Source organism: Anaerolineales bacterium (assembly GCA_016928575.1).
In the GTDB taxonomy this organism is placed as follows: Bacteria; Chloroflexota; Anaerolineae; order Anaerolineales; family RBG-16-64-43; genus JAFGKK01.
Map to the genome: position 1 here is coordinate 19,804 of JAFGKK010000092.1, position 14,631 is coordinate 34,434.

Sequence of the window (14,631 nt, forward strand, 5' to 3'; positions counted from 1 at the left end):
ATGCTTGAGCCAACCGATCTTGTTCTTGTCGCCATACTCAACAACCGCCGCGATCTCGAAGTCGTTCGGTTGCTGGGGTGGTACCGCATTCCGCTGCGGTCGGCGCCGAAACTCGTCTCCGTGGACGCGGTCGCGTTCTATCAGACAGCGGCGTTTGCCGAGGAGCGTTGGAGCATCCGCCGGTATGCGCGGGTCTGCGGGGTGGAATTGGTGCGGCGGGCAGAGTTGTTCCAGGATGAAGAAAATCATCCGCGGGCGCGGGAGGAATACTACAAACTGCAATTGGGGCCGCTGGAAACCCTTGCGCGTCCGGTTGTCTCACGAACCTGGCGGCGGTTGACGTTTTTTTACACCACGGGGGAGCGGCTGCTGAATTCGGAGGAGGTTGGCGGACTGGCGATTCCAACGGCGGACCGGAAGAGTTTGTGGCGTGCGCTTCGCGATCGGGGGTATCCGGAGGTGAGGGGGTTCGGACCGGAGGATTTTTCCCCCTGGGCAGACGCGATGGATGCCTTGTTTGAATCCACGAGGATGCACGGACAAACACCGAAAAAACCCGAATAAACCAACATACTCTCCGACTGCTCAGGCAGCATATTTCGACAGAATAATCTCAGCATACCATTACGGGTATTATTGGTTTTGTCCGTCACCCCGGCGTGGCTACCTCGCGCCTGCCCTCGCGCCTGCCCTCGCGCCTGCCCTCGCGAAGCGGGGGAAGCGGAGGAAGCGGGGTTCGAAGCCGGGGTCCATGATTTATTGAAGATTTACTGGATGCCGGCTAAGTTCACCCCCGACGAAGAACACAACGAGGACGGGCGCCGGCATGACGATCGCCAGCCGGGTAGTAACCATTTTTTTTCGTTGCTTTTTCGGGGCCGGTGCGGCGGAATGGCTGGGCCCACGCAGGATTGGGTTTTCTACGCGAATTCAACATTCCAGCATTTTTAGAACGACCCGCCGCTCACGGGGACCGTCGAATTCCGCCAGGTACACGCCCTGCCACGATCCCAACGCCAATCGTCCGTCTTCGATCGGCAGGGATAGGCTGGCGCCCAGCAGGGAGGAACGGACGTGAGCGGCGGAGTTGCCTTCTTCATGGCGGTGCGCCGGATCGGCGGGAGCGGTTTGATGTTCGAGGGTGTGGAGGATGTCCGCCCGCACGTCCGGATCCCAATTCTCGTTTAGGGTGAGGGCCGCGGTCGTGTGCGGCAGGAACAGGAAGCACACGCCGTTCATGACCCCGCTTTTCCCGACCTCGGATTGCACCGCACCGGTGATGTCGAGCAACTGCTGAGAGGCGCGCGAGGAGAATCGGAGGACGGGCATCGTATCACCGATGATACGTTCCCATCAGCGAGCCCGAATCCAGCAGGTGGCTTTGCATCTCCCGCTGCAGTTCGGCCGCGGTGCATCCGGATGGAAGATCCAACATCTCATCCAAGGCGAAAATCCGGAAAAAGTAGCGGTGCGGTTTGCCGGGCGGGGGACAGGGGCCAAAATACCCGTTGGTCTTCGCGTCGTTCACGCCCTGGCGGCCGATTCCGGGAATCTCCTTCCTCACCGCCACGCCTGCGGGAAGGCCGCGGGCTTCCGGAGGGATGTTGAAAATCACCCAGTGGATGAATGTCCTGGACGGCGCGTCAGGATCTTCGGCGACGACCGCGTAACTTTTCACCGGCAAGCCGGATTTCGACCAGGCGAGTTCGGGAGAGAGGTTGTTGCCGTCGCAGGCGTGGCGCTTGGGAATCATGGCCCCTTCGGAGAAGGCCGGGGAGGAAAGGGAAATAGCCATCGCAGCCTCCTTTGGTTGGTATGGATATTATATGAGGAAACCTTTAAAAAAGGGCGTCATCTTGAGCGAAGCGGATGTTTGGGCACTTCTGAAAAATTGCTTGTTTTTTTTCGTTTCAATGAGATATGGCAGACTGTCCCCCGGCCGGGACGAGTAGCCCCTATTGTCTGTCCCACGGGAGAGTCGGGAAAGGGGAGGAGGCGCTGCCGTGGTCTTGATGTTTCTCCATTGCGAAGGCGGAAGGGGGGTCAAGACAGGCTCGGGGAAGAAAAAAAAGTTATGATCAATCCCGGAAACCTTCAAAGACGCGGTGAGCGAAAAGGTTTCGCCGCACAAATCTATCTTGGCGCGCTTCGCGCCCTTGGGATGTAGGTTTTTTCTCCGCCGTCAATACAACAATCCCCAATCCCCGCCCGCATCGTCTTCCATCATCGACGGCTTCCAGGCTTCGTCGCCCATTTCGATCGTTGCCGGCAGGGCGACCGCCTTTTCGGCTTTTTGGCGGGCATGCTCCATCAGCGCCGGCCCATACGGGCAGAACGGGGTGGTCAAGATCATCCGGAGGAACACCCCGTTTTCCTTCAGTTGGACGTCGCGGATCATCCCCAATTGAATGATGCTTAATCCCAACTCCGGATCCATCACTTCCCCCAAAGCTTTCCTGAGCGATGCCGCTCTCTCCGGGTGGGACCGATCCGCCTGCCAGACCGTTTTTGGAGAAGCGTCCGCCGCAGGATCATCCATCCCCGGCTTCTTCATCATCGACTCCGATCAAAAATGAGCAAACCTCCGAACCGGACCGGATGCATGAGGTCCGCTCGACGGGCATTCCCAGCGCGCGCGAGATCATTGCCTCGTCAACCGCGCAAATATCCGGATGGGAGAGGCTGATCCGGGAGTAGGGGCAGGCGAGTTCCGTCAGGCAATAGCGGCCGGGGCCGGCTTGCTCGACGCGCGCCACGAATCCCTCTTGGGTAAGCAATTCGGCCAGGCGGTTAAGCTTTTGCGGGAGCGGGAGGGGGACCAACTCCTCTTTCCATTCGGCGGCCATGCAAAAAGCGACATCCATCAACAGTGTTTTCACCGTTTCCGCGGGCAGATGTTCCTTCAATTGGTCCAACAGCAGGTTGGCAAAGAGCACAAGCCGCGCAGGGTTGCGATCGAGAGCCTGCGGGGTCAGTTTATAGATCTGGCGCGGACGTCCGACGCCGTGGCGCTCCTCCCTGACCTCGATCATGCCTTCCGCTTGAAGCGAGGACAGGTGGTGGCGGACGGCAATCGGGGTGATTCGAACTGCATCTGAAATCTCAGAAACAGTTAATTGCCCGCGATTGCGCAGTTCGAGGATGATTTTTTCTTTTGTCGGTTCAGTAGATGATATTTTCATATTTTGCCCTATTTTATTGGTTTTAATTAATTTAGTCAATAAATAATATAAAATTTATAAATATTGACGAATAATGCAGAAAGATGCTATACTCAGTCGAATTTAAAGAGGCCCATATGCCATCCGTTCTTGAAATACAAGGTCTTCATGTAAAGGTCGGGGAAAAAATGCTTCTTAACGGAGTTGACCTGACCGTCCGGCAGGGGGAAATCCATGCCCTGATGGGGCCGAATGGTACGGGCAAGTCCACTCTGGCATATGCGCTAATGGGGCATCCCGTATATGACGTCACACAGGGCAAAATCCTTCTCGACGGGGAGGACCTGCTCGCCCTGCCGCCGGAGGAGCGGGCACGGCGGGGTTTGTTCCTGGCGTTTCAATATCCGGTGGCAATTCCGGGCGTGTCGGTCGCCAATTTCCTGCGGACAGCGATCAATTCCCGGCGCCGGGCGGTGGACCCGCAGGATAAGGGGATCCCGGTGCCGGAGTTCCGCAAAATGCTGAAATCGAAATTGGAAATGCTGAAGATCCCGGTGGAATTCGCCGGCCGCTACCTCAACGAGGGGTTCTCCGGCGGGGAAAAGAAACGCGTAGAGGTGTTGCAGCTGGCCGTGTTGATGCCCAGGATCGCCGTTTTGGACGAGACGGATTCCGGACTGGATATCGACGCCTTGCGGATCGTGGCCGGGGGCGTGGAAGCCATCTCCGGCCCCGAACTCGGAATCCTGGTGATCACCCATTACCAAAGGATCCTGAACTACATCAAACCGCAATTCGTGCACGTGATGTACAACGGGCGGATCGTCGAATCCGGAGACGGGGATCTCGCCGTGCGGTTGGAGGAGCAGGGATACGATTGGGTGCGTGAGAAACACGCGGAGGCGGCATAGGAACAACCATGCCCGCAAACGGAAAAGCGCGTTGGGAAGGTCCCGGGGAATACCTTTACGGCTTCCACGATCCGGAGGAATATCCGTTTCGGGCCCGGCCGGGCCTGCATCGGGACGTGGTGGATGAAATTTCCTCCCAAAAGGGCGAGCCGGAGTGGATGCACGCAGCCCGTCTGGAGGCGTTCGATCATTTTCTCGGGCGCCGGATGCCCGGATGGGGCGGCGACCTTTCTGGTTTGAATCTTGACGAGATCACCTACTACATCCGGCCGAGCGAACGTTCCCGAGCGGTGTGGGACGAAGTCCCGGAGAACATCAAGCGCACGTTCGAGCGGCTCGGTATCCCGGAGGCCGAACGCAAACTGCTGGCGGGCGTCGGCGCGCAATACGAATCCGAGATGGTCTACCACAACATCCAGCAGGCGCTGGAGCGTCAAGGGGTTGTTTTCCTCAGCAGTGACGACGGATTGAAGCGGCATCCCGAGGTCTACCGCGAGTTTTTCGGAACCGTCGTCCCGCACACCGACAATAAATTTGCGGCGCTCAACACCGCCTTCTGGTCCGGCGGGTCCTTTGTCTACGTTCCCCCGGGGGTGCATGTGGATCTGCCCTTGCAGGCCTATTTCCGGCTGAATGCCCAGGGAGTCGGCCAGTTTGAGCGGACCCTGATCATCGTCGACGAAGGCGCGTCGGTGCACTACGTCGAGGGCTGCACGGCCCCGATCTGGTCGAAGGATTCCCTGCACAGCGGCGTGATCGAGATCATCGTCCGCCGCGGCGCGCGGATGCGTTACACGACCATTCAAAACTGGTCGACCAACGTGTACAACCTGGTCACCCAGCGCGCTTTGGTCGAGGAGGGCGCGGTGATGGAATGGGTGGATTCCAACCTCGGCAGCCGGTTGACGATGAAATATCCGGCCTGCATCCTGAAAGGCAGGGGCGCCCACGGCGAGATCCTTTCCATGGCGTTCGCCGGCAAAGGCCAGCACCAGGACGCCGGGGGAAAAATGATCCACCTAGCGCCGGAGACGACGAGCAAGATCACCTCCAAATCGATTAGCCGGTCCGGAGGCCGATCTTCGTACCGGGGTCTGGTGAGGGTCGCCGAAGGCGCGGAGCGGGCTCGGTCCAAGGTCGTCTGCGACGCGCTGCTGCTTGATTCGGACGCCCGGACCGATACGTATCCGACTATCCGATCGGACGAACAAAGGGTCGCACTGGGGCACGAAGCGACGGTCAGCAAGATCGGCCAGGAACAGCTTTTCTATCTCCGCAGCCGGGGACTGTCGGAAGAGGAAGCCGTCACCATGGTGGTATCGGGATTCATCGAGCCGCTGGTCAAGGAACTTCCGATGGAATATGCGATCGAAATGAACCGATTGGTGCAATTGCAGATGTCCGGATCGGTCGGATAAGCATGGGCGCGCGCAGGAACGCCTCGAACAAACTCCAAACTGGCGCCGGGGGAATCCGGCTTCCGCCGTTGTCGGACATCCAAGTCGAAGCCCTCGGCCGGGAAACGGGGGAGCCGGGCTGGATGGTGGATGATCGGCGCGCCGCCTGGCAACGCTACCGGCGGATGCCCCCGCCGGCCGCGGACGAACCGGCTTGGCGGGAAGGCGGAGCGAGGGAGTTTCCGTTTTCGGAATTGAACCTGGAGGCGCTGGCAGTTTCCGGAAAAGGGAAGCGCGCGCCGGCTGGGTGGTTGAAACCGGCCGCCGGCGCGGACACCGGCGGTCAGTTGTTGCTGGAGGACCGGACCACCCACACTCTGATCCTCGACGAAACCCTCGCCCGCGCCGGAGTTGTCTTTTTGCCGCTCTTCCAGGCGGCCAAAGAGCGCCCGGAACTGGTGCGCGGGGTCTTGGGCAGCATCGTTCCGGCGGAGACGGACGTCTTCGCGGCGCTGGCTTCGGTGGTGTTCGACGTCGGTTTTTTTCTGCATGTGCCGAAGGGAGTGCGGATCGCACAGCCCCTGCACACCCTGCTGTGGTCGTCGGGCGAGGGCTTGCGCGCCTGGCGGCTGTTGATCCATCTTGACGAGGGAGCGGAAGCCAGCCTGATCCACGAGTGCGCATCCCCGGAAAGGAATCCGGACGCGGTCCGGCTGGATATCGTCGAATTGATCGTCGGTCGCGGAGCTGCCCTGCGGTTCTTTCTGAATCAGGCGTGGGGCGGCAACATCTTCCGAATCGGGCACGAGCGGGCGGTTGTCGATCGGGGCGGGACGCTGACCTGGGGCTTTGCGCACATTGGAGCCCGCCGTGCGGTGACGTCTGCCGGGGTGGACCTGGCGGACAAAGGCGCCTCCGTCCGGTGGTCGGGGATTCAATTCCTCAACGGGAAACAGTCGTCGGTCGCCAAGACTATCCAAAACCACGCCATGCCGGATACGGGATCCGATTTTCTCTGCAAAAGCGTGCTGGCGGGCGAGGCGCGGTCCCACTGGCAAGGTATGGTGCGGGTGGCGCCGGAAGCCGCGGGATCGGACGGATATCAGAGCAGCCGGTATCTGCTATGTTCCGCAAAAGCGAAGGCGGAAGCCGTTCCGGGGTTGGAAATCCTCTCCGACGACGTGCGCTGTACGCACGGCGTCACGATCGGAGAGTTAGATCCGGAGGAGCTGTTCTACCTGCGCTCGCGGGGGATTGCGGAGACGGAGGCGAGCAGACTCCTGGTCGGCGGATTTCTGGAAGACGCGTTGGCGCGGATTCCGGAGGAGGCGGTCCGGCAGAGGGTGCATCTTGCCGTGGACGCAAAAATGAAGACAATGGAGGAGGGAACGGCCGCCGTGGTGGGGAAAGCCGCCCGGAAGGATCCGGAGCCGGAACCTCGGGGAGCGCTGTCATGACGCCAATAGCGGTTGCGATTGGGGACATCGTGGAGGTGTTATGTGATCACAAGCGGGGCGGCCGGCGGATCCGCGACTGGGTGGAAGGGGTGGTCGTGCACGCCGACGACCGAATGACGGCGATCCAGTTCAGAACCGACGTGTATCTGACCGACGGTTGGATGGTTCCCGACCGGATCCTTTGGTTTAACAAGGGGACGGCCAAAATCCGGCTGGCCAAGAAGGGCAAATCCGCCGCAACCTCCGGCATTTCGAAGAAGGCATCCCCTCCGCGGAAAAAGCAGACGCCCTCGAAAGCACGGAAGCCGCCGGCCGTCTTGCGAAAATCCAAGCCTTCAAAAATAAGGCGCAGGGGATGATCCGGCCCGCCCATTCATGGTCCAACGCCGCGGCACCGCCACCGCCTGAAGGTGTCGGATCGGAAAAAGCAACGGAGCAAGGACTTCATGAAGCGCTTCCCGCTTAAGAAAATCGACGCCTTTGCGAAGGGAGCGTCATCGGGAAATCCGGCGGGGGTAATCTACCTCGGGCCGCATCAGGGAGTTTCAGACCGGGAAATTCTGCGGATCGCACAGGAATTGAAAGGTTTTGTAAGCGAGGTGGGCTTCGTCCGGATACAGGCCGGCGGAGAGTATGCCATCCGATATTATTCGGCGGAAAGGGAAGTGGAATTCTGCGGACACGCCACGATCGCCATTGTGTATGATCTGCTAAAAAACGGTTCCGGGTCCAGCGGCGGAACGACCGCGACGATTGTGACGCCCAAAGGCGCCCTGCAGGTGGAAAACAGGATCGAAGAGGAAGACGCGGTTTTTATTGCGGCTCCGACGCCAGTTTATTCGCAGGATCGGATCGCCCTGACCGCCGTGGCGGAGGCATTGGATCTCGCTGAGGCAGACATCCACGCCAGGCGGCCGATCGCCGTCGTCAATGCCGGACTGGAAACCTTAATCCTCCCGATGGCCTCCCTGGAAGCGGTGCTTGCCATGAACCCTTCGCTGGAAAAATCGAAATCCTTCTGCCGTGAGAACGGGATCGACATCATCACCGTGTTTTCGGGGGAAGTGTCGGATCCGGCGAACCGGTTCCGGACGCGCGTCTTCGCCTCAACCTACGGATATTTGGAAGACCCGGCCACCGGATCCGGAAGCGCGGCGCTCGGGTGCTACCTCTTGCAGCAAGGACTTTGGGACGGAGCCGGAATTTCCTTGGAGCAAAACGGCAGCCGCGAAAGACCGAACATCGTGAAAATCGCGGCGAGAAACGCGGCGGATGGAGCGCGGCAATCCGCCTTTGGCGGAAACGCCGTGCTGCGGATCCAGGGCGAATATTGCCTGGCGTAAAAAGAGAGCCGCAGGCGGCCCATAGTTGCGGAAGGTAGATGTGGACACCCTGTCAAAAAAGCAAAACGGACCTGGTGAAGCGCTGGACATCGATCGGATTCGGTCGGATTTTCCGATCCTTCAGCGCCATATCCGCCCCGGAATTCCGCTGGTGTATTTGGATTCCGCGGCCTCTTCTCAGAAACCGGAGGCGGTGATCGCCTCCATGGGGGAGTACTACCGCAGACATCACGCCAACATCCACCGGGCGGTGCACACCCTGGCCGAAGAAGCCACCGGCCTGTACGAGGAAGCGCGCCGAAAAGTGGCGGGCTTCATCTCCGCCCAGCCGGAGGAGGTCGTCTTCACCCGCAACGCAACCGAGGCGATCAACCTGGCGGCGCAATCCTGGGGCAGGGCGAATCTCCATCCGGGCGACACGGTCCTGCTGACGGAAATGGAGCACCACAGCAACCACGTGCCGTGGCAGATCCTGGCCGCGGAACGGGGCCTCAAACTGGAATTCGCGCCGCTGACCGGCGATGGAGAATTGGACCTGGACGAGTTGGAAACGCTGCTGAAGCACGGGCCGAAGCTGGTCGCGCTGACGCAGATGTCGAACGTGTTGGGGACGATCGTCCCCGTCGCGGATGTCATCCGCTTGGCGCACCGCGAGGGAGCCAGGGTGCTGGTCGACGCGGCCCAATCGGTTCCGCACATTCCGGTGGACGTTCGGACCCTGGACGCGGATTTCCTGGCTTTCTCGGCGCACAAAATGTGCGGTCCGACCGGAATCGGCGCGCTGTTCGGCAAACGGGAAATCCTCCGCGCCATGCCTCCCTTCCTGGGCGGCGGCGAGATGATCCGCAAGGTGGATTGGTTAACGTTCGAGCCGAACGAACTGCCGCATATTTTTGAAGCCGGCACGCCGGCCATCGCCGAGGCCGTGGGGTGGGGTGCGGCGGTTGATTACCTGAACGGAATCGGGTTGCCGGCCATTCATCGCCACGAGCAGGCCTTGGCGGCGTACGCCATGGAGCGCTTGCGGGAGATCCCCGGGTTGACCCTCCTGGGTCCGGAGGCGCGGAAGCGGGGCGGAGTGATTTCGTTCACCCTCGCGGGGATTCACCCGCACGACATCGCCCAGATCCTGGATTCGTACGGGGTGGCGGTCCGCGCCGGACATCATTGCGCCATGCCGCTTCATACCAAGCTCGGACTCTCCGCAACCACGCGGGCGTCGTTTTACCTGTATACGACCTTTGCGGAAGTGGATGCGCTCCTTTCCGGTCTGCGCAAAGCCCGCGCCCTTTTCGCTTGAGGCCGCCATGGACGACTTGTACCGGCAGCAGATCATCGACCGCTACAAGCATCCGCTGAAACGCGGCGTGCTGGATCCGCACGACATCTCCTACGAGGACGAAAATCCCCTGTGCGGGGACAGACTGCGGATTGACCTGCGCGTCGACGCGCAAGGCCGGATTACACAGGCGGCCTTCTCCGGGGATGGATGCGCCATTTCACAGGCCTCGGCGGACCTGTTGATGGAGCATATCGAGGGAAAAACGCTCGAACAGGTGCGCGTCTTAACCAAAGAGGATATCCTCGGGATGCTGGGGATCGAACTCAGCCCGATCAGGCTGAAATGCGCGTTGTTGTCGCTGAAGGTGCTCAAAGCCGGAGCATACGGTTTAGAAGAAGATAAGGGAACTTAACTGTCGGTACTGCTGTTTCCGGCTGCTGACGATCGCATAGACCAATCTCCGAAAAAACGGAACAAACGGGATGGTTGTGGGAAAAGACGGGCGTTGCTCCATTGATCGCGGCGCTTCTAAGCTGTGATTGGCTGCAGCCTGCTCTGAGCCTTACGGAGGACAGAAACCTGTTTTGAGGTCCGGGCTATAAACGCAAGGTAATCTAAGGCCGAGGGGTGGGGGTCTACCCGGGATGGCCAAATCCATGCTGGTCTGGATGGGGGGCGGTTCGGCCCGCGCGCCGAGTTTTTTTCCATGGGGTTATTTCAGCCAGGCATGGTAAAATTCGGCGCTGTTTCCACCCCATAATTTTAATCTCCCGAAAGGAGCCAATCAGAATGACCGCAACGAAAAAGAAAAAATCCGCGACCGTCAAGCGAACGAAGAAAAAGGCTTCGGCCGCCGGAAAGTCGAAAAAATGGGTATATCTTTTCACCGAGGTCGCCCAGGCTGAAAAATACGCAAAAACCTGGGAGGGCGTTCGTGCCTTGCTGGGGGGCAAGGGCGCCGGCCTGGCGGATATGAGCCGCGGCGGCCTGCCGGTTCCGCCCGGATTCACCGTCACTACCGAAGCCTGCAACGCCTATCTGGCCGCCGGCGAGAAATTTCCCGCCGGGTTGTGGGATCAGGAAGCGGCCGCGATGCGCCAGGTGGAAAAGCAAACCGGGAAGAAATTCGGCGACCCGAAAAATCCGCTCCTGGTTTCCTGCCGCTCCGGCGCGAAATTCTCCATGCCCGGGATGATGGACACCGTGCTCAACATCGGCCTGAACGACGAAACCGCACAGGGGATGATCGAACTCACGAAGAACGAGCGCTTCGTGTACGACGCCTACCGTCGGTTGGTGCAGATGTTCTCCTCGGTGGTGATGGGCGTTTCCAAGGACGATTTTGAAAAAGTCCTCGAATCCCACCGTCATCAGCGCAATGTGACCAACGACGCCGAACTTCCGGTGGAGGACCTCAAAAGTATCACCGCCGAGTTCAAGCGGATCGTGTCTCAAAAGACGGGCCGCGCGTTTCCGGACGATCCCATGGAACAGTTGAAACTCGCCACCGAAGCGGTGTTCAAATCCTGGAACGGGAAGCGCGCCGTGGACTACCGCAACGCGGCCAAGATCGCCCACGATCTTGGAACGGCGGTCAACATCGTCACCATGGTGTTCGGCAACATGGGCGAGGGCAGCGGCACCGGCGTGCTGACCACCCGCAACGTGTCCGACGGCTCGCAGGCGATCGAGGGCGATTTTCTGCTCAACGCCCAGGGCGAGGACGTCGTCTCCGGCACCCGGCAGACGATGGAAATCGCCGAAATGAAGACCATCATGCCCAAGATGTACGCCGAGCTCGAAAAATACTGCAAACGGCTCGAGAAATACTACCGCGAGACGCAGGACATCGAGTTCACCGTCGAGCGCGGCAAGCTGTGGATGCTGCAAACCCGCAACGCCAAACGGACCGCCCAGGCGGCGATCCGGATCGCCGTCGACATGGCCGAGGAAAAGCTGATCTCCAAGGAAGAGGCGGTCTGGCGGGTTCAGCCCGAGCACGTCGATTTCTACCTGCATCCCCAGTTTGACGCCGCAGAGAAGAAATACGCCTCCTCGCGCGGGGACCAGATCGCCAAGGGATTAAACGTTTCCCCCGGCGCGGCCGTTGGCCAGATCACCTTCGACGCCGACACCGCCGAAAAGTGGGCCAAGGAGGAGAAGCGGGCCGTGATCATGGTCCGTCCCGAGACGACCCCCAACGACGTACACGGCATGCTGGCGGCCAAAGGGATCCTCACCAGCCGCGGCGGCCGCACCTCGCACGCGGCCTTGGTCGCACGGCAATTCGGAATCCCGGCGGTGGTGGGCGTGGCGGCGATGGACGTCGACGTCGAACGGCGCCAATTCACCGTGGCCGGAAAGGTCTACCACGAAGGGGATTGGATCTCGCTTGACGGAACCACCGGAGAAATTTTCTCCGGAAAAATCAAGACCGCCGATCCGTCGTTCGACGATCCGTACCTGCTGAAACTGCTGTCCTGGTCCGATGACGTGCGCAAGCTGGGGATTTGGGCCAACGCGGATTATCCGCGGGACGCCCGCCGCGCCCGCAACTTCGGCGCCGAAGGCATCGGGCTTTGCCGCACCGAGCATATGTTCTTCGAAACCGAGCGCCTGCCCATCGTGCAGAAGATGATTCTGGCCAAGACGCCCGAAGCGAGGAAGGCGGAACTCGAGAAACTCCTTCCCTTCCAGCGCGGCGATTTCGACGGTTTGTTCCGCGCGATGGACGGCCTGCCGGTGACCATCCGGCTAATCGATCCGCCGATGCACGAATTCCTGCCCTCGCAGACGGCCCTCCTGCAGGAAGTGATCGAATTGCGGCTGAAGGGGAACGAGACCGGCCAACTGCAGGAGAAGGAGAACCTGCTTTCCGCCGTGGAAGCCATGCACGAGACGAACCCGATGCTCGGCCTGCGCGGCGTGCGCCTGGGCATCCACATCCCCGAACTGACCCGCATGCAGGTGCGCGCCATCTTCGAGGCCGCCTGCCAATGCGCCAAACAGGGCATCGACGTCCATCCCAAGATCATGATCCCGTTGACTTCGCACATCAATGAATTGAAGATCCAGCAGACGGCCCTGGAAGAAGAAGGCCGGATCGTCATGGAGGAGCAGGGCATCAAGATCGACTACCAGTTCGGGACGATGATCGAGATCCCGCGCGCCGCAATCACCGCCGGACAGATCGCAGAGATGGCGCAGTTCTTCTCCTTCGGCACCAACGACCTGACTCAGATGACCTTCGGCATCTCCCGCGACGACGCCGAAAAGGGCTTCCTGATCGAATACATCGAAAAGAAGATCCTGCCGGAAAATCCCTTTGCCTCGATCGACGAAGACGGAGTGGGAAAGTTGATGGACATGGCCGTGAAGGCCGGCCGCGCCACGCGCAAAACCCTCGAGGTAGGCATCTGCGGCGAGCACGGGGGTGACCCGAAATCGATCCACTTCTGCCACACCGTGGGGTTGGATTACGTGTCCTGTTCGCCCTTCCGGGTGCCGATCGCCCGGCTGGCGGCTGCACACGCCGCGGTGGAAAAGAAAATGGGCGAGAAGGAAAAATAAACACCACCGAAAAAAAGCTGCAGCCTTGGCTGCAGCTTTTTTTTTTGCAGTGGCAGGATCTCCATATCCCGCAGCTTGCCAGATAGTCCTCGTGGATCGCTTTTCCGGGGGGGGAAAATTATCCTTTGGCGTTGCGATTCAACGCTTCCTTGTGCGAGGCTGGGGCGGGATCCGGACACCGCGCGGCGGTTCGTGGTTCGGGCTGGTGACGCAGGGAAACCCGCCAGTCACCCATCCCTGGGTCGATTTACCTGTTCATTGCTGAATATCCCGCCAATCCGAGGCAGAGTAATACAAGGACGACATACGGGAAAAAGAGCGAACTTGGTCCGGAGATTGCGGCGATAATGAGGAAAATCACGCCCAAGACGGACAGGAACAGACATGCTCCCAAGGCGGCAGTTTTTAAGATACCGAGAATTTTCCTTGTGGCGCCTTCGTCAAATTCGGTTTTTCCGAGGGAGAAAACACCCGCTGCAAAAAGGCCGACGGAAATCCAGGCGTAAAAAAGAAGAAGATTCCCCGGAGGAAACACTGGGCCGGTGGCCATTTCAGGATTCCAATAGAGAAGGATTTCCAACGCAACGAGTGCGCAGGTTGCAGCGATCATCCACAGAAGGCCGACGCAAACGGCGAACCATTCAAGGATATTCCGGACCGCAAAGTTAAGCCCCGACCACCACGCGGAGATCGCGGAGAACAACCAAAACCGGGAAGGCGCGGCTTCGGGGAAAAGCCGGCGGACGATGGAGCGTAGAAGGGGAAGGATCAGCAGAAGGAAAAAACCAAACCAAAAGAGGAGGGAAGAGGCGGAACCGCCGAACTGGACATTCATTGTTGCACCGCTACCTTTGCTGAGGAAGTACGCGGCTGGATTTACCAACCTTCCAGATACGTCCGCCATTCCTCATAATCCGTCAGATAGTGCTCGAACAGGTACAGCGCCGTGCAGGGCGGTTCTTTCGGGATCCGCCGCAGGCTCATGTGGGCCTCCGACAGCAGTCGGCCGCCCTTCCTGCGGTTGCATGCCGGGCAGGCTGCGACGAGGTTGTTCCAGGCATGCGTGCCGCCCCGGTAGCGGGGAATGACATGGTCCACCGTCAGGTGCGGGGTTTGGCGTCCGCAGTATTGACAGGTGTATCCGTCCCGACGGAAAACCTCGCGCTTGGACAGGTGCGGAAACGGGCGGGGAGGATGGATCATCTTTTGCAGTTGGATGATCGAAGGGCTGGGATAGGAAAGCCGTACGGTGCGGATGCAGCCGCGCCCGTTCGCCACCAGCCGGGCTTTTCCGCCGATGATTAAATGCAGGGCCCTCCGCGTGTCGCACACGTGGATCGGTTCATAATTGGCATTCAATACCAGAACCGGCTTCTTCATCGGTCGTACCTGCGTTTTTTCCGTCGAAGCGGAGTATGTAATTCTCCCAATCGAACGGCGATGATTTGGGCGGGAGTATAGCACCATCCACCTGGCACGCAAGTTTCCCGGCGGGTCCGGCGCGAAGGCC

At 60.0% G+C, this 14,631-nt stretch carries 15 protein-coding genes; 9 read left to right on the forward strand and 6 right to left on the reverse strand.

Annotation, left to right across the window (positions count from 1 at the left end; genetic code table 11):
- Complete coding sequence (locus tag JW929_11780; protein ID MBN1440079.1) at positions 1–564, forward strand: hypothetical protein; 564 nt, start codon at positions 1–3, stop codon at positions 562–564.
- 366 nt (positions 565–930) lie between these two features.
- Here the strand turns inward: JW929_11780 and JW929_11785 are convergent, their stop codons facing one another.
- The 4 genes from JW929_11785 to JW929_11800 form a co-directional block, all read right to left on the reverse strand.
- Positions 931–1,329 (reverse strand): YjbQ family protein, encoded by a 399-nt coding sequence (locus tag JW929_11785; protein ID MBN1440080.1) that lies wholly within the window; start codon positions 1,327–1,329, stop codon positions 931–933.
- Between the two features lie 4 nt (positions 1,330–1,333).
- On the reverse strand, positions 1,334–1,795 hold the full coding sequence (locus tag JW929_11790) for a YbhB/YbcL family Raf kinase inhibitor-like protein (protein MBN1440081.1): 462 nt from the start codon (positions 1,793–1,795) through the stop codon (positions 1,334–1,336).
- A 387-nt stretch (positions 1,796–2,182) separates the two neighbouring features.
- Positions 2,183–2,554, reverse strand: a complete 372-nt coding sequence (locus JW929_11795) for a DUF59 domain-containing protein (protein MBN1440082.1) — start codon at positions 2,552–2,554, stop codon at positions 2,183–2,185.
- Positions 2,532–3,221, reverse strand: a complete 690-nt coding sequence (locus JW929_11800; GenBank protein MBN1440083.1) for an ArsR family transcriptional regulator — start codon at positions 3,219–3,221, stop codon at positions 2,532–2,534. Before JW929_11800 ends, JW929_11795 begins: the two co-directional genes overlap by 23 nt.
- Positions 3,222–3,298: 77 nt before the next feature.
- Here JW929_11800 and sufC point away from each other — a divergent pair, with 77 nt between their 5' ends.
- The 8 genes from sufC (at position 3,299) to JW929_11840 (ending at position 13,121) form a co-directional block, all read left to right on the forward strand.
- Positions 3,299–4,072, forward strand: a complete 774-nt coding sequence (gene sufC / locus JW929_11805) for a Fe-S cluster assembly ATPase SufC (GenBank protein MBN1440084.1) — start codon at positions 3,299–3,301, stop codon at positions 4,070–4,072.
- Between the two features lie 8 nt (positions 4,073–4,080).
- Complete coding sequence (gene sufB, locus JW929_11810; GenBank protein ID MBN1440085.1) at positions 4,081–5,490, forward strand: Fe-S cluster assembly protein SufB; 1,410 nt, start codon at positions 4,081–4,083, stop codon at positions 5,488–5,490.
- Positions 5,491–5,492: 2 nt separating this feature from the next.
- Positions 5,493–6,926, forward strand: coding sequence for a SufD family Fe-S cluster assembly protein (locus JW929_11815; protein MBN1440086.1), 1,434 nt, complete (start codon positions 5,493–5,495; stop codon positions 6,924–6,926).
- On the forward strand, positions 6,923–7,285 hold the full coding sequence (locus tag JW929_11820) for a hypothetical protein (GenBank protein MBN1440087.1): 363 nt from the start codon (positions 6,923–6,925) through the stop codon (positions 7,283–7,285). The genes JW929_11815 and JW929_11820 overlap by 4 nt, the downstream gene beginning before the upstream one ends.
- 87 nt (positions 7,286–7,372) lie before the next feature.
- Positions 7,373–8,269, forward strand: a complete 897-nt coding sequence (locus JW929_11825) for a PhzF family phenazine biosynthesis protein (protein MBN1440088.1) — start codon at positions 7,373–7,375, stop codon at positions 8,267–8,269.
- An 82-nt stretch (positions 8,270–8,351) separates the two neighbouring features.
- Positions 8,352–9,569, forward strand: coding sequence for a cysteine desulfurase (locus tag JW929_11830; GenBank protein ID MBN1440089.1), 1,218 nt, complete (start codon positions 8,352–8,354; stop codon positions 9,567–9,569).
- Between the two features lie 7 nt (positions 9,570–9,576).
- Complete coding sequence (locus JW929_11835; GenBank protein MBN1440090.1) at positions 9,577–9,963, forward strand: iron-sulfur cluster assembly scaffold protein; 387 nt, start codon at positions 9,577–9,579, stop codon at positions 9,961–9,963.
- Between the two features lie 377 nt (positions 9,964–10,340).
- Positions 10,341–13,121 (forward strand): pyruvate, phosphate dikinase, encoded by a 2,781-nt coding sequence (locus JW929_11840; GenBank protein ID MBN1440091.1) that lies wholly within the window; start codon positions 10,341–10,343, stop codon positions 13,119–13,121.
- A gap of 247 nt (positions 13,122–13,368) precedes the next feature.
- On the opposite strand, the gene JW929_11845 is transcribed toward JW929_11840, so the two are convergent.
- Positions 13,369–14,025, reverse strand: coding sequence for a hypothetical protein (locus JW929_11845; protein MBN1440092.1), 657 nt, complete (start codon positions 14,023–14,025; stop codon positions 13,369–13,371).
- Positions 13,998–14,501 (reverse strand): HNH endonuclease, encoded by a 504-nt coding sequence (locus JW929_11850; protein MBN1440093.1) that lies wholly within the window; start codon positions 14,499–14,501, stop codon positions 13,998–14,000. Before JW929_11850 ends, JW929_11845 begins: the two co-directional genes overlap by 28 nt.
- Positions 14,502–14,631 lie beyond the last annotated feature (130 nt).